Below are 24,226 nucleotides of genomic sequence, written 5' to 3'. Positions count from 1 at the left end.
GTTACGCAAATGACGATGGGCGCTTAAGCTGGCCGTTTGCCATTTGGAGCACCATGGACTATCGCAAAAAAGTCGCGGCCATCTATCTGCTGGGGTTTTTCGTTGACCTGATCAACATGTTCATCACCAGCGTCGCCTACCCCGACATCGGCCATGCCCTGCACGCCTCGGTGGCGCAGCTGGCCTGGATCAGCACCGGCTACATTCTCGGCCTGACCATCGTCATCCCCGCCAGCGCCTGGCTGGCTGCCTATTATGGCAGCAAAACCGTGTTTATGGCATCGTTGCTAACTTTTTTATGCGCCAGTATCGGCGCCGGCCTGGCGCCCTCGATCGAGGCGCTGATTATCTGGCGCTGCGTGCAGGGCCTGGGTGGCGGCTTGCTCATTCCGCTGGGCCAAAGCATGACTTACCAGTTATACAAACCTGCCGAGCGCCCCGGTCTGTCGTCCGTCATCATGCTGGTGGGCTTGCTGGCGCCCGCCTTGTCGCCCGCGCTGGGCGGCGTCATCGTCGATAGTCTTTCCTGGCGCTGGATTTTCTACCTGAACGTGCCATTCGCCGCGCTGGCGCTGCTGCTGGCCGCCTGCTGGCTGCGTCCCGATCCGCCACGCGCGCAAGTGCCCCGGCTCGACACGGGTGGTCTTGCGGCGGGCAGCACAGCCATCCTCTTGCTGTTGCTGGGCTTGACGATGCTGGGCATGCCGGGCGAGCTGGCTGCTGGCGCCGGCGTGCTGGCGCTGGGCGCCGCCTGTGCCTGGGGCTACGTGCGCGGCGCCTTGCGCAAAGCCACGCCGCTGCTGAACCTGCGCCTGGCCGCCGAACCGCTGCTGCGCATTGCCATGCTCATGTATCTGCTGGTACCGGGCGTCTTCATGGGCGTGAGCCTGCTGGCCATGCTGTACCTGCAGGGCGTGCTGGGCATGCCGGCGTCCACGGCGGGCGCGCTGATGCTGCCGTGGGCGCTGGCCTCGTTTGCGGCTATTTCACTGACCGGCAAAAGCTATCGCCGCGTGGGTCCGCAGCCGCTGTTTATCGCGGGCACCCTGCTGCAGGCAGCGGGCATGCTGATGCTGCTGCGCGTGGATGCGGCGGGCCAGTTATTCTGGCTGGCTGGCGCGTATGCCGTGATGGGTTTTGGCGGCGGCTTGTGCAGCAGCACGGCGCAAAGCACGGCGTTTTTGCGCACGCCGGACGGGCAATTGAGCCAGGCCAGCGCCGTGTGGAATATCAACCGCCAGTTGGGCTTTTGCCTGGGCGTGGCACTGCTCAGCGTACTGCTGAATGGCTTGCTGGCGGCGCAGGGCATTGCATCGCTGGACGACCCCGCCCAGCACGCGCGCGCGGTGCAGGTTTTTCACTGGTGTTTTGCGCTGGCCGCTAGCGCGTGCGTGCTGCCTTTGGTGCTGTGCGCGCGCATCGATAACCGCGCCGTTCTCGACCTTTTACATCACCATGGAGTAGCGAAAAAATGAACGACACGAACCCCTGTTTTGACGACGTTTTATCCACGCATGTGCTGATCCGTACATGGCTTTCCGGCGAGGCGGCGGCACCAGAATATTGCGCCCAATTGCTGGCGCATTTTTCACCCGCTTTCACGATGGTGGCGCCCGGTGGCAAGCAGCTCGATCACGCCGGCTTGACGGCGTTTTTCCGCGCCGCCGGCGGTAGCCGTCCGGGTTTGCAGATGCGACTTTCCGATCTCGTTTTAATCCAGGACAGCGCTGCCGGTGCCACCGTGTCCTACCGCGAATACCAGTCGTTGCCGGGCGGAGAAAACACCGAGCGCCTGTCGACCGTTGTGTATGAAAAAACACCCACTGGCGCCCTGCTGTGGCGCCATCTGCACGAAACGTGGGTGGTCTAATTTAACTCAAATCATGCAAGTCTTTTTGCTGCGCCGGAGCGATGGAAAACTGCGAAAAAACCACTTCCAGGCCACCGCGTTCCGGCGTGCAGCACATGGGGCCGACCAGGTAGCGCGATGCCGTGGGAAACGGCGCCAGGCGCAGCAGCGGCCAGCGCTGGCCATCGGTCGAATACTGCACCCGGACCACGCCTTGCGTCACCGTCACGCGCAGCCAGAAACCGTCCGGCATGGCGGGGGCGATGCTGACGGCCCAATCCGATTTTTCCAAGGTCAATACCGTACTCAATAGCAGCTGGCCGTCGGAAAATTCGACACCGCATTTGATCCAGTTTTGTGCGTCGACGCGCACCATCATGCCGGCCTGGTCATACAGCGCAGAGTACTGCGCCGCCACGTGCAACTGCGCCGTGAAATCGCCGGCGATTTCCGCGCCGAAAAAGTGGCCGCTGTCGCGGATAAAACCATACGAAGTCTTGCGCCAGAAATCGGTTTTTTCATTGGTCGTCACGCGCAATTGCGCCGCGTCGCGGGTGAAATTTTCCGGTGGATTCAGCCAGCTGCCTTGCGTGAACATTGGGTGCCTTTCCGATCTAAGAAGATCACATAGTTTGCCCCCATCCCAGCGCCTTGTACAGGGCAATCGCATCGATGTAGGACGCCGTTTCCGCCAGCAGCGCTTCGCGCCGGATATCGAACAAGGCACGCTGGTTTTCCAGCACCGCCTGGTAGCTGCCGGCACCTCCTTGATAACGCGTGCTGGCGATATCGAGGGCCGCATTGCCGTGGCGTGCCGATTGCAGCAGTGACGCTAAACGCGTCTGGTTTTCCGCCAGCTGCGTGACGGCGTTTTCCACGTCTTCCTGCGCGATTAACAGGGCCTGCGCATAGCGCGCCAGGGCGCCGTGCGCCTCGGCCTGCGTGCCGCGCAAGCGTGCCTTGACGCTGCCCAGGCGGAAGGCCGGATAGCTGACGGAGGGCGCCACCTCGAAGGCGCGCGCGCCGCCGTCGAACACGCTGCTGCCGCGCAGCGCAAAGAAGCCCAGGAAACCACCGAGGCTGAGGCGCGGATACAGGTCAGCCGTGGCCGCCCCCACGTCTTCGCTGGACGCGGCCAGCAGGCGCTCGGCGCGCACCACGTCGGGACGGCGCTTGATCAGCAGGTTGACGTCACCCAGCGGCAGCTGGCCCGCCAGCGGCGCCTGTTGCCGGGGCGTGGTGGCCAGCGCGATGGCGCCTGGCGCTTGGCCGCTCAGCACATCGAGCCGGTACTGCGCCTGCCGCAAGCCCGCCTGCAGGGGCGGCAAGGCCGCCTCGCTGCGCGCCAGGTTGGCCAGCGCATTATGGCGCTCTTCCGGCAAGCCGCTGCCGGCTCGGATGCGCGCGTCGGTCAAGGCCACCGTATCGCGCCAGCTTTGTATCTGCGCCTGCGTCAGCGCCAGGTTTTGCTGGTAGCCCAGGGCCTCGTAGTAGTTGCGCGCCACCTCGGCGGCAATCGTCAGCTGCACTTGCCGCAAGTCCGCCTGCGCCGCCTCGGCACGCGCCTGCGCCGAACGGCTCATGTGCGCCAGGCGGCCGAACAGGTCGATCTCCCATTGCGCGTCGAAACCCACGCGCGTATTCGCACTGGCGGCGCGGCTATCGGGCGTGTTTTGCTGCACCTGGCGCTGCCATCCGGCCTGGCTGGTGACGGCAGGCAGTTCATCGAGGCGGCGTTCGTCGAAGATGGCGCGCGCGGCCAGCAGGTTGGCCTGCGCCTGGGCGATATCGAGGTTGTGTTCGAGCGCACTGGCGATCAGTTGCGACAGGCGCGCATCATCGAAAAATGTCCACCAGGCGGCCTGGCTGACGGCGCTCGCAGCGGGCGCGAATTGCGCTTGCTGCGGACTGGCCAGGTGGACCTCGGGCGTGCCCGGCGTGACGTAGGCGGGACTGATGGCGCAGCCGGCCAGCAGGGGGAAAAGGGCAGCCAAAAGGGAGGCTAGATAGCGGTCATTTTTCATGGGGATTCCTTCAGCGCCTGCGACAAATCTCGCGCGCGCGGCGTGGCATGGTCGGCCGTGTGGCGGCGGGCCAGAAAGGTGTACACGGTGGGCAGCACGAACAGCGTAAAGAAGGTGCCGATCAACATGCCCGAGACGATCACCACGCCCAGGCCGAAGCGGCTGTTGGCGCCCGCGCCGGAAGCGAACAACAGCGGCACCAGGCCCACCACCATGGCCGCCGTCGTCATCAAAATCGGGCGCAAGCGGATCTGCGCCGCCTTGCGGATGGCGCTCATGCGGTCCAGCTGTTCATGCACCTGCAATTCATTGGCAAATTCCACCATCAAAATACCGTGCTTGCTGATCAGGCCAATCAGGGTTACCAGGCCAATCTGCGTGTAGATGTTGACGGTGGCGTAGCCCAGCGCCAGCGGGATCAGCGCGCCGCAAATCGACAGGGGCACCGTGATCAGGATGATCAAAGGGTCCGTCAGGCTTTCATACTGGGCCGCCAGCACCAGGTAAATCACGACGACGGCCGCGAGGAAGGCCAGCAGCAGCGCATTGCCTTCCGTGGCGAACTGGCGCGCATCCGATTGCCAGTCGTAGCTGAAACCCGGTGGCAGCGTTTTTGCCACGCCATCGAGGAAGGTCACGGCGTCGCCCAGGGTCACTCCCGGCGCCGGCACGCCCTGGAAGGTGGCCGCATTTTGCTGGTTGAACTGCGTTAGCATGTTCGGTTCGATCTGTTCCGTCACCGAGACGACGGCGGACAGGGGCAGCAGGCTGCCATCGTCGGCGCGCACGTACTGCTGCGTCAGGGCTTGCGCCGTGAGCCGCTGTTCGCGCGGGCTTTGCGCGATGACGTCATACGCGCGGCCATCCATGCCGAAGCGGTTCAGGTAATTCTCGCCCACCAGCACCGCCAGCGATTCTCCGATGTCCTGCATGCGGATGCCCAGGCTATTGGCTTTTGAACGATCCACGCGCACTTTGACTACCGGGTTGTTGTAATCGAGGTCGCTGTCGACGACGGCAAACAAGCCGCTATCGCGTGCGCGCTGCTTGACGTCTTCCATGGTGCGGAACAGCGTGGCGTAATCCTGCGCGCTGCGCAGCACCATCTGCACGGGCAAGCCGCCGCTCGACCCGGGCAAGGGCGCCAGCTGGAAGGCGAAGATGCTGGTGCCTTCCACGTCACCCACGGCGTGCTGCAATTCGGCCTGAATGACGGCCGCGTTGCGCGAGCGTTCGGCCCACGGCGTCAGGTTGATGCCGCCGATGCTGGACGCCGGGCCTTCGCCACCGTTGATGATCCAGCGCGAGTCGGTTTCGGGGATATTTTTGTAAATGTCATCGAGCTTGTAGGAAAAGCGTTCGACGTAATCGAGGTTGGCATGCTGCGGCGCCTTGATGGCCGTCAGCACGCTGGCCTGGTCTTCCGCCGGCGCCAGTTCGCGCTGCGGCAGCAGGTACAAAAACGGCAAACTCACCATCACCAGCGCGGCGAAACCGGCGCTCAGCCAGCGGTGGTGCAGCGAGCGGTCCAGCAGGCGCGCATAGCGCGTGGTCAAGCCTTCGAAGAAATGCTCGGCGGCGCGCGCCATGCGCCCTTCCGATTGTTTCGGCTGCAGCAGCAAGGAGCTCATCACGGGCGACAAGGTCAGCGCCACCACGCCCGACACCACCACGGCGCCGGCCAGGGTCAGCGCGAATTCCTTGAACAGCGCGCCCGTGAGTCCCCCCATCATGCCAATCGGCGCATACACGGCTGCCAGGGTGATGGTCATGGCGATCACGGGGCCGGCCACTTCGCGCGCGCCCACCAGCGCAGCCGCCACGGGCGTCTTGCCTTCCTCGATATGCCGGTGCACGTTTTCCACCACGACGATGGCGTCATCGACCACCAGGCCGACGGCCAGCACCATCGCCAGCAAGGTCAATAAATTGATGCTGAAGCCGAAAGCCAGCATCAGCGCGGCCGCGCCCAGCATCGACAGCGGAATCGTCACGACGGGAATCAGCACGGAGCGCAAGGAGCCCATGCACAAATAGATGACGATGACGACGATCAGCAGCGCTTCGAGCAGGGTGTGCGCCACCTCGTCGATGGACGACTGGATGAAGCGCGCCGTCTCGAACGCCAGCTCGACTTTCACGCCCGGCGGCAGGGTTTTCTGGATCTCGGGCAGCAGTTTCTTGATGCCGTCGACGATCACCAGCGGGTTGCCGCCTGGCGTGGGCGACAGGCCCAGATACACGGCCGGCACGCCGTCCATGATGCCGCTCGTCTCTGTTGCAGCTGCGCCCAGTTCCACTGTGCCCACGTCTTTCAAACGCACGAGCGATGCGCTGTCTTTGGCATCGCCGCCCTTGGTGATGACCATGTCGCGGAACTCCGCCACGCTGGTCAGATCCGTGTTGACGCTGATGTTCGAGACGACGAATTGTCCTTTCACTTTGCCGGGCGCCGCCTGGTAGTTATTGCGCCGCACGGCGTCGGCCACGTCGGCTGCCGTCAAGCCGCGCGCGGCCAGTTTTTCCGGGTCGATCCACAGCCGCATGGCCAGCTGCTGGCCGCCATACACGTCGACTTTCGCCACGCCATCGATGGTGGCGAACATCGGCTGCACCACGCGCGCCAGATAATCGGTCAGCGCGGGCGCCGAGACGCTCTCGCTGGCAAAGCCCACATACGCGACGGCCGAGGAATCGCCGGCCGCGCGCTCGATGACGGGGTCAAAAGCGCCTTCGGGCAGCTTGTAGCGCACCTGGTTGACCTTGGCCATGACTTCCGTCAGCGCCTGCGTGGAATCGCGGTTCAGTTCCATGCGCACGGTGACCGTGCTGCTACCCTGTACCGAGGACGAGGTCAGGTAATCGATGCCTTCCACCGACGACACGGCTTGCGCAATCGGCTGCGTGACAAAACCCTGCATCAGTTCCGCCGAGGCGCCCGGATACGTGGTGTGCACCGTGATGGTCGATGATTCGAGCATCGGATACTGGCGGATCGGCAGTTGCAGGATGGCGATCACGCCCAGCATCAAAATCAATGTGCTGATCACCAGCGCCAGCACGGGGCGGCGTACGAATAAATCGGTAAATTTCATGGTCGTGCGCTCCTCTTACGAGCCGGCCCTGGGCGCGGCGCGTTTCGCCTCGTCCAGGGTATTGGCCACGGCTTGCACGGCCATGCCGTCGGCCAGTTTCAGCTGGCCCGAAGCGACCACGCGCTGCCCTTCGCGCAAGCCGTCCAGAATGGCCACGCGGCCGCCTGCCCGCTCGCCCAGTTTCACGCCCACGCGCTTGACGGTGAGCGGCTGTTTGCCTTCCTGCTGCGCCACGAACACCGTGTCGCCATACGCGCTGTAGGTCACCGCCGTTTCCGGCACCGTCAGCTGCTGGCCCGCTTCACGCGCCACGCGCACATTCGCGTACATGCCCGCCTTGAGCGCGCCGCGTGGATTGGTCAGCGCCGCCTGCACCTGCACCATGCGCGAACGGGCGATCAGCGGGTCGATGGCGTTGATTTTCGCCGTAAAAACGTCGCCGGGATAGGCATCCACCAGCACTTGCACGGCCTGGCCCGGCGCCAGTTTCGCGCTGCTCTGTTCATCGAGGGCGAAGTTCACCAGCAGCGACTTCGTGTCGATCAGGCTGGCTACCGTATCGGCCGCGTTCAGGTACTGGCCCGCGTGCACCTTGCGGATGCCCAGCTGCCCCGCGAACGGCGCGCGGATGGTCTTTTGCGCGATCAGCGCTTGCGTCTGGCGCACTTCGCCCAGGGCCGCGTCGCGCGCGGCCAGGGCGCTATCCAATTGCTCCTGCGTGGCCGCCTTTTCCTTCACCATCTGCACCGTGCGGGCATGGCTGCTTTCCGCGTTTTTCAGCTGTGCGCGTTGGCGCAGCAGGGCCGCCTGTTCCGGCGCGTCATTCAGCTGTACCAGCACGGCGCCAGCTGCCACCTGCTGGCCCGATTCGAAGCGGATCTGCGTCACGCGTCCGCCCGTTTCGGCCGCCACCTGCACCTGGCGCGCCGCTTCCAGTTCGCCTACTCCCGCAAAAAAGCGCTCTTGCGTACCCAGCACGACGGGCACCAGCGCCACCTTGGTGGCCGGGTAAGCGGGGGCATCGGCCGCATGCGTAGCGGCTTGTGATGCAGCGCGCGGGTACAGCGCGGCGCCCGCGACGGCCAGGGTGATGGCCAGCGCGGAGGCGCCGACGAGTTTCGTATTCATGATGCAGTCCTTTACAGCAGTACAAAAAGACAGAGGCGCAGCGGAGGCTGATCAGGTCCGCTGCGCGTTGAAGGTGAAAAACAGCGCCAGGGTCCACAGCAGCAGCACCAGGTGCGTCGTCTGCAAGCCTTCCTGGGCGATCCAGTAGCCGAACCACAGGCCGCCCAGGTGCATCAGCAGCAAAAAGGCGGCCATGGCGCACAGGGCCAGGTTCAGCCAGGGCAAGCCAGCGGGCAGGCCGCCGCCGAGAAACAGCGCCAGGCCCGTCCAGGCAGCGATGGCGGCGGCAAGCTGCAGCGCCAGCACCACGCCCAGCGATAGCCGGTGCAAGGTCAGCGAGGTGAGGGCGCGGCGCAGCAGCGGCGTCTGGATGGTCGGGTCCTGGCGCAGCGGGTCCATGCGCATGGTGTTGCCGATGGCCCAGACGGAGCCGTGGAAGGCGTGCAAGTTGTTGATGGCGGCCAGGGTCAGCCAGATGGCCAGGCCGGTAGCGAGAATGGCGTGAAACAGCCAGATGGAGTGTTGCAGCTGCATGGGATTCCAGTCCAAAGAGTGTCTTGCCTGCATGCGGACGTGGAAACTCCTCGACAGCGGGGAGCTACCGGCCTATTATGCAAGCAATTAGTTGGTTAACTGGCCCCATGATAGTTGAGCGAAATGAATTACACAAGTAAACGTTTGGATAATAGCGAGGCACCGCAAACGACGGAGCGCATCCTGTATTTCATCAAGACCAAGGGACCCGTCTCCACGGCGACCCTGGCCAAGACCCTGGACATGACGGGCGAGGCGGCGCGCCAGCAAGTGCAAAAGCTGGTGGCGGCGGGTCTGATCGAAGGACGCCAGGAAGCGCAGGCGGGCGCCGGGCGGCCGCGGCAGAACTGGGTCTTGACGGAAGCGGGCAATGCGCGCTTTCCCGACACGCATGCGCAACTGACGATCAAGCTGATCGGCTCGGTGCGCCAGCTGTTCGGCGAGGCGGGCCTGGATAAATTGATTACCCAGCGGGAAGAGGAAAGCCGCGGCGCGTATGCGCTGGCGTGCTCGGCGCCGGACTTGCCCACGCGGCTGCAGCAGCTGGCCGCCGTGCGCGATGAGGAGGGTTATATGGCCCGCGTGGAAGCGGACGGCGAGGACTGGCTGCTGATCGAAGACCATTGCCCCATCTGCGCCGCCGCGCGTACTTGCCAGGGCTTTTGCCGCTCCGAACTGCAGCTGTTCCAGGAAGTGGTGGGGCCGAACGCCAGCATCGTGCGCGAGCAGCATGTGCTGGCGAACGCCATGCGCTGCGTGTATCGGATCAGGGCGCTGCCCTAGTCTTTCGGAAACAGCGGCCAGGTCAGCAGCGCCACCAGTCCCGCCAGCCACCACACGACGGGCCAGTTGCTGGCCGCCAGCAGGTGCGGGATGGCCATCGGCGTGAGGAACAGTCCCACGTAGACGGCCGTATTCGCCATGCCCAGGGCCGTGCCCGCATTGGTGCCGCCCGCTTCCATCGCCAGTTCCGTGTAGGCCACGCCATGCCAGGCGGACACGGCGATGCCGGCAGCCACCACGGCGGCCATCAGCAGCCAGCCCGGCGCATGCGTCCAGGCGATGCATCCGAGCAAAATGAACGAGGCCAGTGCCACCAGGGCCGAGCCGCGCAAGTAGGCCGGTCGGTTCGCGTGGCGGTCCGTGTGGCGCCCGCTCCAGATGCGCATCACCATGGCGCCCGCCTGCAGGGCCACCATCACGGCCGTGATGGCGGCCAGGCCCAGGTGGCCATGGTCGTGCAGGAACACGGTGGCGTAGCTGAGCACGGCAAATTGGGGCACGCACAACAAGCCGATGGCCGCCACCATGCGCCAGACTTTACGATTGCGTAAAGGTTGCGGTGGCATCACCTCAGGCACGCCCGTGGACGCGTTTTGCGGCCCCGTGGCGGCCTCGGCAGAGAAATCTGGTTCATGCATCCAGCGCCACGTAAAAAACGCCGACAGGCCGCATACGAGGGCCAGGGCGCCAAACACGGGCATGAAGCCATAGGACGATGCCAGGCTGGGCAAGATCAGGGCGCCGAGGCCGCCGCCGAGCGGCACGGCCGTCTGGCGGATGCTCATGGCGAAACCCCGTTCGCCGGCGCCGAACCAGCGCATCACGGCGCGGCCGCTGGCGCCATTCACGCTGCCACCCAGCACGCCGACCAGCGCCAGCCCGGCCGCCAGCGCCCATAACGGCGGCACGGACCCGTCAGCGGGCGTAATCCACAGCAGCAAGGTCAGCAGCGCCAGCATGGTGCCCAGCAAGCCCGTCAGCAGCACGGGGCGGTCGCCCCAGCGGTCGGTGGCCATACCCCACGGCAATTCGGTCAGGGCCACGCCCAGGCCCATGGCGCCCAGCGCCACCCCCAGTTGCGTATTGCTCAGGTGATAGCCGCTGCGCAGCCAGATGGCCGTGGTGGGCATGCCGTTGGCGGCGGCGGAAAAGCTGGCGTTGGCGGCCACGCCGACGGCCAGAACTTTCCAGCGGTGGGCAGCACCCAGCGCGGGCGCGGTGACGGGAACAGGAATGGCTTGGCAGCTGGTACTCATGGCAGGGAGGGAAAAGTGGTTGACCCTGACAGTGTTGCGCAGTACGATCATTCTGAATATCAGATAATTTATGCTACACCATCCCATAAAACCGGACGATTGCATTTGCCCCATGAGCCTGCTTAATTTCGACATCGCCTTCTTGCGCAGCTATGTGGCTGGCATCGAGCTGGGCAGCTTTGCCCGCGCAGCCGACAAGGTGGGCCGTTCCACCTCGGCCGTCAGCGCGCAGCTGAAAAAACTCGAGGAGCAGGCGGGCATGCCGCTGTTCCGCAAGGATGGCCGGGGGCTGGCGCTGACGCCGTCCGGCGAAGTCTTGCTCGGCTATGCGCGCCGGCTGCTGGAACTCAATGACGAGGCGGCCGTCGCCCTGCGCGGCGCGGAACTGGAAGGCTGGATCAGGCTGGGCTTGCAGGAGGATTTTGGCGAAGCCTTGCTGCCCGAGGTGCTGGGGCGCTTTGCCCGTGCGCATCCGAAAGTGCGCATCGAGGCGCACGTGGCGCGCAATACGGCCTTGATGCAAGGCCTGGCCATGGGCCAGCTGGACCTGGCCCTGCTGTGGGGCGGCGCCTGCATCGCCGATGTGGCGCAGTATCCGCTGCCGCAGCGCCAGCAGATTGCCGAACCGGCCATGCGCTGGATCGCCTCGTCCAGCCTGGCTTGGCGCCCCGAGTCGGGCGAACCGTTACCCTTGATTACGTTTGACCGCGACTGCCTGTTCCAGCGCTGCGCCACGCAGGCGCTCGATGGGGCCGGCATCGCCTGGCGCACGGCGTTTACCAGTCCCAGCCTGGCGGGACTGTGGGCGGCGGCCGCCGCCGGGCTGGGCGTGACGGTGCGCACGGCGTACGGCCTGCCCTCGTCCGTGCGCGCGCTCGACCATGTGGACGCGGGCTTGCCCGCCCTGCCCGCGCTGTCGCTGGAATTGTTGCGTGCCTCCAGCGTGCCCAGGCCGCCCGTCGAGCGGCTGGCGGCCCTGATCATTGCCTCGCTGCAGGCGCACGCTTAACTGGCTGCTTGCCGGGCGATCAGCGCGCGGCTGTCGAATGCCAGCACGGTCACGCCCGCCATCGCCACGGCCAGCGCCAGCAGCATGCTGCCGTAGCCGATCTGGTCGAGCAGGGCGCCGGCCGCCAGCGGCACCAGCATGCGCCCCGCCGCGAACAGGCTCGCCTGCATGCCGTAATCGGCGGCGCTATGGCCGGGCCGCGCAAAATACATCATCAAGCCGAATGCCAGGCTGGCCGCCGCGCCCATGGCCAGCGCCACCAGCAGGGCGGCGGCGATGAAGCCTGCCGGCGGCGCGCGCAGCAGCACGGCCAGCGCCAGGGCCAGCAAGGCCAGCAGGCTCAAGAGCGTCACGGCGGGCAAGGCCTTGGCGACGCCGATGCGGCGCGTCACGCGCACGGCCAGCAGGCTGGCCAGCGCCGCCACGCTGCCGCCGCCGACACCGGCGATCAGCGCCACTTGCTGGGCAGCGAAACCATGGTCGAGCAGCAGTGGCTTCAGGTAAAACCAGGCACTGCCGATGAAGGGAAAGCACAGCAGCAGCAAGGCATTCCAGCGCGGCGCGGCCGGCTGCGCAAAATAGCCGCGCCAGTCGGCTCCCCGGTGCGCTGCGGCGTCGCTGGCATGCGCCGTATGCGCAGTTTTTCCCAGCAGGAGCAGTCCCGCCGCGCCCATGCCTATGCCCGCTGCCATCAGCCAGAATGGCGCGCGCCAGCCCCAGCGCGTTTGCAGCAACAGCATGATGCCGCCGCCCACGATGGCGCCCAGCGACAGGGCCGCTGAACGGATGCCGCCCGCGCGCAGGCGCTGCGCTTCGGGCAGCACGCGGATGGCCAGCGCATTGACGGGAATATCGGCCCAGGTGGTCAGCAAGGCGACGGCGCACGCCAGCGCGAACAGTTCGTTGCGGCTGCCCAGCAGTTCGCGCCGTCCCATGAGCAGCATCAGCACCGCCAGCAACAGGCACAGCGCAATCGCCCATGGCCGGTAGCGCTGCGCGCTGGCATCGGCCGCGCCGCGCCGGCGTTCGACAGGCAAGGCCAGCGCGAACTTGAACAGTGCCGGCAAGCCTGCCAGCTGGAACAGGCCGATATCCATGCCGGACCAGCCATGTTGGCGCATGATCAATGGCAAGCCCAGCCACAGATAGATGCTGGGCGCCGTCAGAGACAGGTTGAGCCAGCCGAACAGCGCGTGCAGCAGCGTGATGCGCAGCGCCGCCTTCACCGTCCATCCTTGCGGGCGATCAGCACTTGCACGGGCGCCATGGGGAAGTCGCTGGCCTGGTATTGCTCGATGCGGGCAAAGCCGGCGCTGCGCAAGTGCTGTGCCAGTTCCCCTTGCCGCGTAACGGCGCGGCCCAGCATGCGCATCGGCAAATAGTAGGGCAGCACCCTGGCCGCATCGTCCGGCGTCGGCGCGATTTCCGCCTGTACGCACACCAGCACGCCGCCAGCTTGCAGGGCCGCATGCATCTTGCGCAGGGCCGCCGGCATGTCCGGCACGAAGTGCAGCACGGACGAGCACCACAGCATGTCGTAGCCGCTGCCGATATCGTCGGCAGCCAGGTCGCCGCCGATGGTATCGAGGCGCGCCGACAGGCCGGCATGGGCGATATTGGCGGCGGCCACGGCCACGGTTTCCGGCCAGTCGAAGACGCTACCCTGCAGGCCGGGATGGGCTTGCGCCAGCGCAATGGCAACCCAGCCGGGGCCGCCGCCCAGGTCCAGCAGGCGCAGCGCCGTGTCGCGTCCCGCAAACGGCGCGATGCGCTCCATCACGGACAGCGCGGCGCGCATGGTGACGGCGCGCTGTTCCTGGCCGATTTGCTGTTGCGCGGCGGCGGCCCAGTTGACGCCATTGGCGATGTTGCCGGGGGACGGCGAGGCCTTGCCGCCCTCGCGCACGAGCGTGCCCAGCTGCGTGGCGAAATGGCGCAGCGCGTGCAGCCGGTACAGCCAGGCATCGCCGCAAAAGGTCACGGAGGCACGGCAAAAATAGTGCAAGCTCGTCGCCGTGCAGCGGTAGCTCGCTTCGCTGTCGCCCAAGCCTGGGGCCTCGTCGCGTTCGAGCACATGCATGCTCCATAGCAGTTCCAGCAGCAGCGCCGTATGCGGCGCATGCAGCGACAATTTCCGCGCCAGCTGCGTGGGTGTGTGCGGCGTGGTCAGCACATCGAAAATGTCCAGTTCCAGGGCGGCGGCCAGCGCGTCCGCCTGGACCGGCGCCACAGCCAGGTCCCAGTAGGGTTGCAGTGCATGGGGGGTATTGAATGCCATACGATGTCCTTTCAAAAAATGCAGGTGGATCAGCGTGACCAGCGCAGGCGCAGGCCCGCTTCGCGGGGCGGGCTGACGACGCTGACGATGCCGTTCTGGTAGCCCACCGCGTCGTAGCGGCGATTGGCCAGGTTGCTGACATAGGCGCTCACATCCCAGGCGCCCGTGCGGTAGCCGGCATTCAGGTTGAGCAAGCCATAGCCGTTGCGCCGGTAGCGGTTGGCCGCATCGAGGAAGATGGCGCCCGTGCCGCTGAGCGCCGCCTGTGCATGCCAGCCGCTGTCCGCGTCGTAGCGCAAGGCGACCTGGCCGCTGCGGTCGGGCGCGAACGGGTTGTGTCGTCCGTCATAGGTGTTGGCGCCATCGCGGAAGCGTCCGAAGCGCGTGCGGTTGAGTGCCAGTGCCGCTTGCAATTGCCAGCCGCCGCCGAGCAGGTAATCGAGCTCCGCTTCGGCGCCCGTGGAGCGGGCGCTGGCCGCGTTGGTCAGGTAGACCAGGCCGGGGCTGGGCATTTGCTGCACCTGCATGTCGTCCACCTGCATGCGGTAGAGGGCAGCCGCATAACGCAGGCGTTTGCCGGCAAGCCAGCCTTTCGCGCCCAGTTCCAGCGCGCGCACGGTTTCCGGAGAGAACGCCGTGTAGCGCGACGAGGGCGCAAAGACGTTGTAGCCGCCCGCGCGAAAGCCCTCGCTGGCGCTGGCATACAGCAGCAGCGCCGGTGCCGCTTGATATTGCACGGCCAGCTTGGGTGTCAGCCGGCTCCAGGCGCTGTCCTGGCGCAAGCCTGCAGGCGTGCTGTAGCGCACCTTGTCGCGCTCGTAGCGCGCGCCGCCGTTGAGGCTCCAGGCGCCGCCCAGGGGCACGTTCCAGTGCGTGAATGCCGCCGTCGAATTACCTCCCAGTTTGGCTGCGCTGCGGCTCAGGCCCATGGGCAGTTTCTGTTCGTTCAGCAAGTCATGCTCGTCGCGGTCGCCATACAGGCCCGCCAGCCATTGCGCCGTGCCCAGCCGCCCTTCCAGGCGCACTTCCTGCGAGGTGGTGCGGAAATGGTGGTCGCGCGCGATGTGCAGCAGGTCGGCCGGGCGGAAATCCGTATCCTGCTGCGCCTTGTCGAACACATCGCTGCGCGCCGTGATGGCGCGCAGCTTGATGCCGTGCGCCAGTTGCCGCGCCACGTCGAGCGAGACGCTGCTGCCGCGCATATGGTTCCAGCTGGGCGTGCCCGATTGCACCGTGGCGCGCGCGGCCGTGGGAGCGGCCCAGAGCGCAGCGCCGTCGTCGTAGGAAAAATGCCGGTAGCGCACGATGGCGTCCGTCAGCGCATCGGGCGTCCAGCGCAGGGCCAGCTTGAGGTTTTCGCTGTCGCGTCCGTCCTCCTTGCGGCCCGTGTGGCGATTCGGGATAAACCCATCCTGGCGGCGTTTTTCGCCGCTGATGCTGGCATACAGGCGGTCGGCGACCAGCGCGCGGCCGAGGTCGGCGCGCAAGGCACGTCGCTTGCGGCTGCCCGCCTCCACTTCCACGCTGCTGCGCGGCACATTGCCGGGTATGCTCGAGTAAATATTGATCACCCCCGCTTCCGCATTGCGGCCGTACAAGGTGCCCTGCGGGCCGCGCAGCACTTCTATCCTGTCGATGCCCAGCAGGTTGTCGTCGAAACCCTGCGCCATCAGCACGGGTACGCCATCGTTGAGCAGCAGGGTGGCACTGGAAAAGGAAAAGAAATTCGCCGTCATGCCGCGCATCACGGGCGACAGCACGCCAGCCTGGCCGAAGGGCTGGAAGGACAGCCCCGGCGTCAGCTTGCCCACGTCTTCCAGCCCCCGCGCGCCAGCCGCGCGCAGGGACTCATCGTCGAGCACCGTCACGCTCGCTGGCACCCGGTTGAGCAATTGCGCCTGCTTGCTGGCGCTGACGCTTACCATCGGCATGGCACTCTCGTCGGCCCGCACGGCGCCGTGCAGCGAAAACAGCAAGGCCGGCAGGAAGTAATGGGGCCGCAAGGGATAGCGGGGAAGAAAAGGCGTCATCTGGACAAGGCTCCTGCAAAGGTGGGCATGACGCTCATTTTATGCAACAATGAGAATAATTATCATTTGCATTTGTATGCGACACGGCGCATTTCGTATGCGCGACGGTGCGCAGGGACAGGAGGAGCGATGGCAGGATATGACAGGGAAGCAGCAGGCTGGACGCGGCGCCAGCTGGACCCGGAGTTGAAAGAGTGCCGCGCCGACCAGCGCCAGGTCGAGCAGGGCTTGCTGCTCGTGCATTCCGATTACCGCCCGCGCCTTGCGCTCGTCGAGCAGTCGCAGCATGACGATGCGGGCGGCCTGGTCATTACCATCGGCCTGGAAGGCGCGTCCGGCTACACCACGCGCGATGGCGGGCAATTGTATTTCCGAAGCGGACATACGACGCTGACGGCGTTTCACCACGTCAGCGGCGAGCGCCGTTTCGAGGCGCATCACCGGGCGGCGCAATTGCGCGTGCTGGTCGGCGAAGAGGCGCTGGCGCGCTACTGGCCGGAGGGCTTGACTTCCCTGCTGCCCAACGGTGGCGCGCGCCAGCTGGCGCATGCGGCCACCACACCCACTGCGGCCCTGCACGCGCGCGCGCTGCTGCGCGCGACGGACCCGCTGGCCGTGCATATCGGCGTGCTCAGCTTGCTGGCGGAGCAACTGCGGGCACTGCGGCCGGCGCCCTCTCCCGTGCCGCGCTGGTCCGAGGCCGATATTGCCAAACTGGAGCGGGCCTACGCGCTGATGCAGGAACAGATGGCGCAGGAACTCACGCTCGACTACCTGTGCGCGCAAGCGGGCTTGAGCCTGTTTAAACTCAAGCAGGGGTGGCGCTACCGCTACAACGACAGCCCGCAGCGCACCCTGCTGGCGCTGCGCATGCAGCGGGCAAAGTTGCTGCTGGAAAATGGTTGTCAGGTGGCGCAGGCGGGCTGGCAAACGGGTTATCGCCATCCGGCCAATTTCAGCGCCGCGTTCAGCCGCTATTTCGGCTACGCGCCGAAGACCGTGGGACGCGCCGGGGGGTAAAAAGCCGGTGTAGAATCGGCGGGCACGCTGTACTCATTCGACCTACAAGGAGACATGATGGCCCGCAAAATCTTTGTCAATCTGCCCGTCCAGTCGCTGGAACGCTCCGTGGCGTTTTTCACGGCCCTGGGCTTCAGCTTCAATGCCCATTTCACGGATGAAACGGCGACGTGCATGATCGTTGCCGACGACATCTTCGTGATGCTGTTGACGCACGATAAATTCAAGCAGTTCACGCCCAAGCAGCTGTGCGACACCAAGGTGGCGACGGAAGTGCTGGTGTGTTTGTCGGCCGAGAGCCGCGGCGAAGTCGATGCGCTGGTGGCAAAGGCCGTCCAGGCGGGCGGCAGCATCTACAAGGAGCCGATGGATTTCGGCTTCATGTATGGCCACAGTTTCCAGGACCTGGATGGACATCAGTGGGAGTTGATGTTTATGGAGCCCAATTCGGTACCCCAATAGCAGCGTAGGTCGGATTAGCGGCGGCACGCCGCGTAATCCGACACGATCCGTCTGCTCAGCTTAAGAAGCCAGCGCCAACAGATCAACCACTTCCAGCCCGGCCAGGTCTTGCGTCGTGTTGCCCGCAAACGCGGCGCGGCTTTGCTGGCCGTTTTTCAGCCAGGTGCGCGTGACATCCTTGATCTGCGCCAGGGTGCAGGTCAGGACGCCGGTGCGGAACTGCTGGCGCACGGCTTCCGTCGTGCCCCGTTGCTGCATGTTCCACGCCGTCAGCGCTTCCGCGTACGGCGAATGCGGCTTGTCGAGGCCCTTGATGACGCAGATGATGGCTTCTTCCACTTGCTCTTGCGAGAAATCGCCGTCGAGGATTTGATCGAGCGTCGTGCCGAAGTCGGCGAACGTGCCGGCCAGGCGCGGATCGCGGTAGGAACTTAATGTAAACGTGCCGGCGCCGGCCGCATAGCTGGCGCTGCCGCCATACGCGCCGCCTTTTTCGCGCAGCGCCGTATGCAGCACTTGATTCGTCATCAGTTCGGCGGCCACGGCCAGGGCGGAAGCGTCCGGATTGTGTACGCCCGGTACGGCCCAGGAAACGAAGCAATGGTTGATCTGGCTCGTCGCATGCAGGGCCGTGTTGGCCAGCGGCAAGGCCGCCGGTGCAGAGACTTCCGTTGCCGTAGGGACAGCCTTGTCGACGCTGGCCGCCGGCAATTCCAGCAAGCGGGCCAGGGCGATGCCATCGTGCTCCAGGCCCGCGCACAGCACGGTTGGCGCCTGGGCGATGATGTGTGCGTGCAGGGTGTCGAGCTCGCGCGCGATTTCCTGCAAGCCTGACGACGTCTTGCTCAGCTGTTGCAAACGGCGGTAGAACGGCAGTGCGGCCGGGCCGCCGACGATGTCGTCGAAGCGGCGCGTGGGCGACAGGGGCGCTGCCGAGGCCAGCATGGCGTAGCGGTTGCCCGATTCGGCCAGGCTGCTCAATTTGTCTTGCACCAGGCTTTCGATCAGGAAAGCCAGACGCTCTTCTTCATCGAAGCGGGGCTTGGCGATCCAGGCCGACAGCACGGCGGCGATCGCCGCGTGTTCTTCGCGCAAGCCGCTGGCCGAGAACGACAGTTCCACGCGCATGGCTTGCTGCGGGCGGGGAATGGCTTCCAGGCCGATGTGGAACGAGGGCACCATGCTCTGGCGCCAGGCGCTGGCGTCGTCGAACGACATGTCGCCCACGCCCAGTTCCGGCGCCAGGTCCGTGTACAGGCGCAGCCATGGCCACGACGCTTCCGGCAGGCTCGACACGTCGTACAGCACGTTGGCATAGCTGATGCCGTTCGAGGCAATGCTGAACGCTACGGCGCCATCGACGGCGGGGGGAATCGGCAGGGCCGGGCGCGGCGCGGCGCTGACGTCGCCAGGGCGGATGCGCGGCAAGACTTCGGAATTCGACGGCAGCTGCTGATGCGCTTCCAGCGCGGCGGACTCGGCCACGATGTGTTCGCGCTCGGCATCCGTCAGGCGCGCTTGCAGGGCCGCCAGCTTGGCGTCTTCCTGGGCGGCGCGGTCCGTGAAGTAGGCGCTGTCGGGCACCACGTGCGTGGTCAGACGGGTCGGGTTGGCGATCAGCTCGCGCACCAGTTGCTTGAAGAATTCTGGATCTTCGATCTGCTGCTCCAGCGTTTCCAGGATCGCCGCATTGTCGAACGCGTCCATGACGTCGCCGCCATACATGGCCAGCGGCAAGGCGTGCAGCAAGCGGCCCAGGCCGTACGGCATGCGGCCGCTGCTGATTTCACGCTGGCTGTATTTGATGTCGCGCAAGGCCGCGTGCAGCACGGCGGCCGGAATGCCCTCTTCCGCCGTCTCTTCCAGGGCCGTCCAGATGCGCTGGTGCGCGTCGGCGATCTGTTCCTGCGTCAACCCTTCCATGCCGATGTGGAACACCATCTGGCGGATGCCCGCGTCGCGGCCATTCATGTCCGATGGGCGGCCATAGCCGGCCGATTCCATGGCGCGCATGACAGGCGCCGACGATTCGCCCAGCAAGCCGTGCGACAGCAAATGCGCGTGGTAGTAGGCGATGGGGTCGCTCGATTCGCCCATCAGCCAGGCGAATTGCAGGCCGAACTCATCGTCACGCGCTTCCTGCGACGGAATTTTGACGATATTTTCCTGCGGCGCGCTCCACGCGGGCGCCAGTTGCGGCAGGCGGCGTTCGGAGAAACCGCTGAGTTTGGACAGCACGCGTTCGGCCACTTGTTCCTGCACGGCCGACGCTTCGATATTGCCGGCGGTCATGATCACGGCTTGCGACGGATGGTAGTGGCTGGCGTGGAATTCTTTCAGCATGGCATGCGTCAGTTCCGGGATCACCAGCGGATCGCCGCCCGATTCCACTTCATACGTCGTGCCCTTGAGCAAGGTGCTGGCGATGCCGCTGTCGAGTGCGCGCATGGGGCTGTTGAAGGCGCCCTTCATTTCATTGAAGACGATGCCCTGGTACACCAGCTTGTCGCCTTCGAACGCATGGCGCCAGCCTTCCTGGCGGAAGTTCAGGTAATCGAGGTTCGGGAAGAAGGCCGCATCGAGGTACACGTCGAGCAGGTTGAAGAAATCCTTGCGGTCGGTGCTGGCGAACGGATACACGGTGCGGTCCGGATAGGTCATCGCATTCATGAAGGTGGCCGTCGAGCGGCGCAGCATCGAGAAGAACGGGTCGCGCACCGGGTAGCGCGACGAGCCGCACAGCGCCAGGTGTTCGAGGATGTGGGCGCGGCCGTCGCTTACTTCCGGCACAGTGGGAAAGGCCACCAGGAACACCATCTCAGCCTGCTCGGTATGCATGTGGATATGGCGCATGCCCGTTGCCGGCTCGACATATTGCTCGATGGTTGCCTGCAAGACTGGAATGAAGTTGCTGCTGACTTTTTCAAATGTGCTCATGCGGTATGGGATCTCTTCAGTAGGTGAAACGGATAGTCGGTGGGCTGCATCACATGTGGGGGCAAAGCGGCGCAATGCCAGGGCCGGGGGCCACTTTGATGCCTGCGTGAAGTTTTTCCCTATTGTACTAGGAGTATTCATGCGCCGCCGCCAAGGCCTTGCTGGCGGCTGGAAAAGCGACAGTGTTGCAAAATTAATCATTTCCGGGTGGGTGGCGTCTGCGAATGAAAGCTTAGCGTACCATGCGCCTTTTCCCCCTTGCTGACCGAACCGAAGGCGCTTACCTTGTCCAGACTGTCCTTTCGCCAACTGTTATTTGCCGCCTTCATTTTGACGACGGGCATTTTGACGGCCACCTCCGTGCAAGCCCTGCTGACCCTGGAACACCTGGCGCGGCTGGGGCGCGAGACGGCGGCGCAGGCGATTGCCCTGACGGAACAGTCGCAGCGTTTGTCCGAGCGCACCCTGGCCATGGAGCGCAGCGCGCGCCAGTTCCTCGTGCTCGATGATCGCGTGTTCCGCGAGCGCTATGCGGCGGCGCGCGACGAAGCGACGGCGGCGCTGCAAGTGCTGAACCGCGCCACGCCCGAATTTGCCTCGCAGTTGGCCGACGAGTGGACGGCGCAGGCGCAAGCGGCGTGGGAAGTCTTGCAAGCGGGTAAGCGCCGCAAGCGCGATGGCCACGCCGTCGTGTACCGCGCGTTTGCCCGCATGACACAGATCAATGACAGCCTGGCGCGCGAAAGCAAGACGGAAATCGGCAGCCGCAACGATGCTCTGCTGGCCGAGCTGGAGCGCCAGCGCCGCGTGCTGGGCGTGCTGGTCGGTGGCGCCGTGCTGCTGGCGGCCGTGCTGGCCACCTGCTTCGGTTTTCTATTGTCGCGTCCGCTGCGCCGCATCGAGTCGGCCATCGGGCGCCTGGGCGAAAAGCGCTACGATCAGCCCATCGTCGTCGGCGGCCCGGCCGATACGCGCCGCCTGGGCCAGCAGCTCGACTGGCTGCGCCAGCGCCTGGCGGACCTCGATGCCGACAAGGAACGTTTTCTGCGTCACATCTCGCACGAACTGAAGACGCCGCTGGCTGCCCTGCGCGAAGGCGTGGCCTTGCTGGAGGACGAAGTGGCCGGCAAGCTCAGCGATGGCCAGCGCGAAATCGCCGGTATCCTGCAGCAAAACACGGCCTCGCTGCAAAACCAGATTGAAGACTTGCTGCGCTACAATACCGCCGCCTTTGACGCCCAGCATCTGGCGCACAGCAAGGTCGACTTGCTGGTCTTGCTGCAAGATGTGGTGGCCGGGCAGCGCCTGCAATGGCTGGCGCGCCGCCTGACGGTCGAAGTGCAGGGCGAATCGCTGATCGTGCAGGCCGACCGCGACAAGCTGGCAACAGTGTTGGCGAACCTGCTGTCGAATGCCGTGCGCTTCAGCCCGGAAGGCGGCACCGTGCGCTTTACCCTGTCTTGTGCAGGCCGCCGCGTGCGCATCGACTGCATCGACGAGGGTGCCGGCGTGGCGCCCGAGGATGCCGCGCGTATTTTTGAACCGTTTTACCAGGGAGTGCGCCAGGCGGCCGGCGCGCGCAACGGCAATGGCATCGGCCTGTCCATCGTGCGTGAATATATCGCCGCCCACGATGGCAGCGTCACTCTTTTACCGCGCCAGGCTGGCGCGCATTTTCGGATAGAACTGCCCTTATGATGACGAGAACTTCCCTGGCCGGCATGGCCGCCTGCGCGCTGCTATTGGGCGCTTGCGCCGCCAAGCCCCCTATCCAGACGCCCGTGCTGGTGCAAACGCCGCCGCGCGTGGTGGTGGTGATGGACCCCCAGCTGACCGAACTGCTCGCGTATCAGAGCGCCTTGCGCCTGATGACGCCGTCGGAACTGGTGAAAGCGCAGCTGGACCTGGCGAAGGCCGATCACGCGCCGCACAACACCGTCCGCCGCGCCATGCTGCAAGCGACAGTGCGCGGCCCCGGCGACCTGGCCCGCGCGCAAGCGTTGCTGGAACCGCTGGCCACGGCCACGGGCAAGGACGCGCAACTGCTGGCGCCGCTGGTGCAATTGCTCAGCAGCCAGTATGCGGAACTGCGCCGCCAGGACGAGAGTATCGACAAGCTCAATGCGCAGCTGCGCGACGCCCAGCGCCGCAACGACTTGCTCAATGAAAAACTCGAGGCGCTGAAAAACATCGAGCGCAGCCTGTCCGTGCGCCCTGCCGCGGGAGCGCCGAAATGAGCGAGCAGGCCCACATCTTATTGGTCGACGACGATCCCGACCTGCTGCGCCTGCTGACCATCCGCTTGAAGGCGGGTAATTATCGGGTCACGGCCGTGGGCAGCGCGGAAGCGGCGCTGGCGCGCCTGGCCGTGGAATTGCCGGCCCTGGTCATTACCGACGTGCAATTACCGGGCCGCGACGGCCTGGCCCTGTTCGATGAAATCCGCCGCCAGCATGCGGCCCTGCCCGTCATTTTGCTCACCGCCCACGGTACCATTCCCGATGCCGTCGATGCCACGGCGCGCGGCGCGTTTGCGTACCTGACGAAACCGTTCGACGGCAAGCTCTTGATGGAAAAAGTGGCGTATGCCATCAACTTGTCTACCGTCATGCCGGCGCCCGCGTCCGGTGACGAGAGCTGGCGTGCCGAGCTGATCAGCCGCAGCGCGCAGATGGCCGAGTTGCTGGCCGAAGCCAAGCTGGTGGCCGGGTCCGACGCCAGTATTTTGATCCGTGGTCCCAGCGGCACGGGCAAGGAGTTGCTGGCGCGCGCGCTGCACAACGCCAGCCGCCGCGCCAAGGCGCCGTTCATCGCCGTCAACTGCGGCGCCATTCCCGAGCAATTGCTGGAATCGGAGCTGTTCGGCCACGTGAAGGGCTCTTTTACGGGGGCCGTCGGCAACCGCGAAGGCCTGTTCCTGGCGGCCGATGGCGGTACCCTGTTTTTAGATGAGATCGGCGACATGCCGCTGCCGCTGCAAGTCAAACTGTTGCGCGTGCTGCAGGAGCGGGCCGTGCGCCCCGTGGGCGCCGACCAGACGCGCCCGGTCGATGTGCGGCTCTTGTCCGCCACGCACCGCGACCTGGACGTGGCCATGGCGGAAGGGCAGTTCCGTGAAGATTTGTATTACCGGCTGAACGTGGTGACCCTGACCCTGCCGCCGCTGGCCGAGCGCCGCGAAGACATTTCCCTGCTGGCGAACCATTTCCTGCAGAAACTGGCGGCCAAGTACCAGAAAGCACTGAACGGTTTCGCGCCCGACGCCCTCACGGCCCTGGTGGCGGCGCCATGGCCCGGCAACGTGCGCCAGCTGGTCAATGTGGTCGAGCAAGTGTGCGCGCTGGCCACGGCGCCGCTGGTGCCCTTGTCCCTGGTGCAACGTGCGCTGCGCGTGCCATCGCTGGAAGCGCTCAGCTATAACGAAGCCAAGCAGCGCTTCGAGCGTGACTATCTGATTCAATTGCTGCGCCTGACGGACGGCAACGTCGCCGATGCGGCCCGCCTGGCCGACCGCAACCGCACGGAGTTCTACCGTTTACTGCAGAAATACGAGCTGACGCCGGCCCTGTTCCGGGCTGACGGCGACCCTGTCGCTGATGAGCGACAAAAATAAAGCGTGAATAATCAATGGCTTACTGTTAAATATTGATTGTCTTGCCACAAGCTGTCGTCGTCAGGCGACAAAAAGCCCCGATTTTCGGGCCAGATCCGGCGGAAACGCGCTGGAAAAATCGAGTTTTAATGTAAGTCGTTGATTTTGAATGAAATTTAAAAGCTGGCACGGTGCTTGCTGTATGGGTAGATGTGACGCTTCAACGTGT

The 24,226-nt window shown here is 65.3% G+C and carries 19 protein-coding genes; 9 read left to right on the top strand and 10 right to left on the bottom strand.

The annotated features are described in order from the left end of the window. Nucleotides 1–53: 53 nt before the first annotated feature. Together CNX70_RS01370 and CNX70_RS01365 are read left to right on the top strand one after the other, a co-directional pair. Entirely contained in the window at nt 54–1,475 is a 1,422-nt protein-coding gene (locus CNX70_RS01370; RefSeq protein WP_096232860.1) for an MFS transporter, read from the top strand. Next, nucleotides 1,472–1,870 (top strand): DUF4440 domain-containing protein, encoded by a 399-nt coding sequence (locus tag CNX70_RS01365; protein WP_096232858.1) that lies wholly within the window; start codon nt 1,472–1,474, stop codon nt 1,868–1,870. The genes CNX70_RS01370 and CNX70_RS01365 overlap by 4 nt, the downstream gene beginning before the upstream one ends. Nucleotide 1,871: 1 nt before the next feature. On the opposite strand, the gene CNX70_RS01360 is transcribed toward CNX70_RS01365, so the two are convergent. The 5 genes from CNX70_RS01360 to CNX70_RS01340 are packed head-to-tail and all read right to left on the bottom strand — an operon-like array spanning nt 1,872 to nt 8,630. Beyond that, nucleotides 1,872–2,447: a DUF1349 domain-containing protein gene (locus tag CNX70_RS01360; RefSeq protein WP_096232856.1), complete on the bottom strand. Its 576-nt coding sequence runs from the start codon at nt 2,445–2,447 to the stop codon at nt 1,872–1,874. A 25-nt stretch (nt 2,448–2,472) separates the two neighbouring features. Then, complete coding sequence (locus CNX70_RS01355) at nt 2,473–3,873, bottom strand: efflux transporter outer membrane subunit (protein ID WP_096232854.1); 1,401 nt, start codon at nt 3,871–3,873, stop codon at nt 2,473–2,475. After that, nucleotides 3,870–6,968: a MexW/MexI family multidrug efflux RND transporter permease subunit gene (locus CNX70_RS01350; RefSeq protein ID WP_096232852.1), complete on the bottom strand. Its 3,099-nt coding sequence runs from the start codon at nt 6,966–6,968 to the stop codon at nt 3,870–3,872. Before CNX70_RS01350 ends, CNX70_RS01355 begins: the two co-directional genes overlap by 4 nt. A gap of 15 nt (nt 6,969–6,983) precedes the next feature. Then, the gene (locus CNX70_RS01345) at nt 6,984–8,096 is read right to left on the bottom strand and encodes an efflux RND transporter periplasmic adaptor subunit (RefSeq protein WP_096232850.1); all 1,113 of its coding nucleotides are present in this window, start codon (nt 8,094–8,096) and stop codon (nt 6,984–6,986) included. A 51-nt stretch (nt 8,097–8,147) separates the two neighbouring features. Beyond that, complete coding sequence (locus tag CNX70_RS01340; RefSeq protein ID WP_096232848.1) at nt 8,148–8,630, bottom strand: DUF2165 family protein; 483 nt, start codon at nt 8,628–8,630, stop codon at nt 8,148–8,150. Nucleotides 8,631–8,753: 123 nt separating this feature from the next. Between CNX70_RS01340 and CNX70_RS01335 the strand changes: the two genes are divergently transcribed. Further along, nucleotides 8,754–9,413 (top strand): helix-turn-helix transcriptional regulator, encoded by a 660-nt coding sequence (locus CNX70_RS01335; RefSeq protein WP_096238222.1) that lies wholly within the window; start codon nt 8,754–8,756, stop codon nt 9,411–9,413. Here the strand turns inward: CNX70_RS01335 and CNX70_RS01330 are convergent. Beyond that, on the bottom strand, nt 9,410–10,669 hold the full coding sequence (locus CNX70_RS01330) for an MFS transporter (protein WP_096238221.1): 1,260 nt from the start codon (nt 10,667–10,669) through the stop codon (nt 9,410–9,412). The genes CNX70_RS01335 and CNX70_RS01330 overlap by 4 nt on opposite strands. 112 nt (nt 10,670–10,781) lie before the next feature. Here CNX70_RS01330 and CNX70_RS01325 point away from each other — a divergent pair, with 112 nt between their 5' ends. After that, the gene (locus CNX70_RS01325; protein WP_096232846.1) at nt 10,782–11,678 is read left to right on the top strand and encodes a LysR substrate-binding domain-containing protein; all 897 of its coding nucleotides are present in this window, start codon (nt 10,782–10,784) and stop codon (nt 11,676–11,678) included. Here the strand turns inward: CNX70_RS01325 and CNX70_RS01320 are convergent. The 3 genes from CNX70_RS01320 to CNX70_RS01310 are packed head-to-tail and all read right to left on the bottom strand — an operon-like array spanning nt 11,675 to nt 15,986. Further along, a complete protein-coding gene (locus tag CNX70_RS01320; protein WP_096232844.1) occupies nt 11,675–12,904 on the bottom strand; it encodes an MFS transporter in 1,230 nt (409 codons plus the stop codon). The genes CNX70_RS01325 and CNX70_RS01320 overlap by 4 nt on opposite strands. Continuing rightward, nucleotides 12,901–13,956, bottom strand: a complete 1,056-nt coding sequence (locus CNX70_RS01315; RefSeq protein WP_096232841.1) for a class I SAM-dependent methyltransferase — start codon at nt 13,954–13,956, stop codon at nt 12,901–12,903. Before CNX70_RS01315 ends, CNX70_RS01320 begins: the two co-directional genes overlap by 4 nt. A gap of 29 nt (nt 13,957–13,985) precedes the next feature. Further along, nucleotides 13,986–15,986, bottom strand: coding sequence for a TonB-dependent receptor (locus CNX70_RS01310; RefSeq protein ID WP_096232839.1), 2,001 nt, complete (start codon nt 15,984–15,986; stop codon nt 13,986–13,988). A 129-nt stretch (nt 15,987–16,115) separates the two neighbouring features. Here CNX70_RS01310 and CNX70_RS01305 point away from each other — a divergent pair, with 129 nt between their 5' ends. Both CNX70_RS01305 and CNX70_RS01300 read left to right on the top strand, forming a co-directional pair. Further along, nucleotides 16,116–17,006: a helix-turn-helix transcriptional regulator gene (locus CNX70_RS01305; RefSeq protein WP_096232837.1), complete on the top strand. Its 891-nt coding sequence runs from the start codon at nt 16,116–16,118 to the stop codon at nt 17,004–17,006. Nucleotides 17,007–17,063: 57 nt separating this feature from the next. Then, nucleotides 17,064–17,468: a VOC family protein gene (locus CNX70_RS01300; RefSeq protein ID WP_096232834.1), complete on the top strand. Its 405-nt coding sequence runs from the start codon at nt 17,064–17,066 to the stop codon at nt 17,466–17,468. Nucleotides 17,469–17,528: 60 nt separating this feature from the next. On the opposite strand, the gene CNX70_RS01295 is transcribed toward CNX70_RS01300, so the two are convergent. Continuing rightward, nucleotides 17,529–20,405, bottom strand: a complete 2,877-nt coding sequence (locus CNX70_RS01295) for an insulinase family protein (protein WP_096232832.1) — start codon at nt 20,403–20,405, stop codon at nt 17,529–17,531. Nucleotides 20,406–20,690: 285 nt separating this feature from the next. Between CNX70_RS01295 and CNX70_RS01290 the strand changes: the two genes are divergently transcribed. The 3 genes from CNX70_RS01290 to CNX70_RS01280 are packed head-to-tail and all read left to right on the top strand — an operon-like array spanning nt 20,691 to nt 24,018. Then, a complete protein-coding gene (locus CNX70_RS01290) occupies nt 20,691–22,103 on the top strand; it encodes a HAMP domain-containing sensor histidine kinase (protein ID WP_096238220.1) in 1,413 nt (470 codons plus the stop codon). Continuing rightward, complete coding sequence (locus tag CNX70_RS01285) at nt 22,100–22,642, top strand: hypothetical protein (RefSeq protein ID WP_244198999.1); 543 nt, start codon at nt 22,100–22,102, stop codon at nt 22,640–22,642. The genes CNX70_RS01290 and CNX70_RS01285 overlap by 4 nt, the downstream gene beginning before the upstream one ends. Then, entirely contained in the window at nt 22,639–24,018 is a 1,380-nt protein-coding gene (locus CNX70_RS01280) for a sigma 54-interacting transcriptional regulator (RefSeq protein ID WP_096232830.1), read from the top strand. Before CNX70_RS01285 ends, CNX70_RS01280 begins: the two co-directional genes overlap by 4 nt. Nucleotides 24,019–24,226: the final 208 nt, after the last annotated feature.

This window comes from Janthinobacterium svalbardense (genome assembly GCF_002327145.1).
Lineage (GTDB): Bacteria > Pseudomonadota > Gammaproteobacteria > Burkholderiales > Burkholderiaceae_D > Janthinobacterium > Janthinobacterium tructae.
The sequence above is the reverse complement of the archived record's forward strand: the minus strand, read 5'-3'. Positions and strand labels throughout refer to the sequence as shown.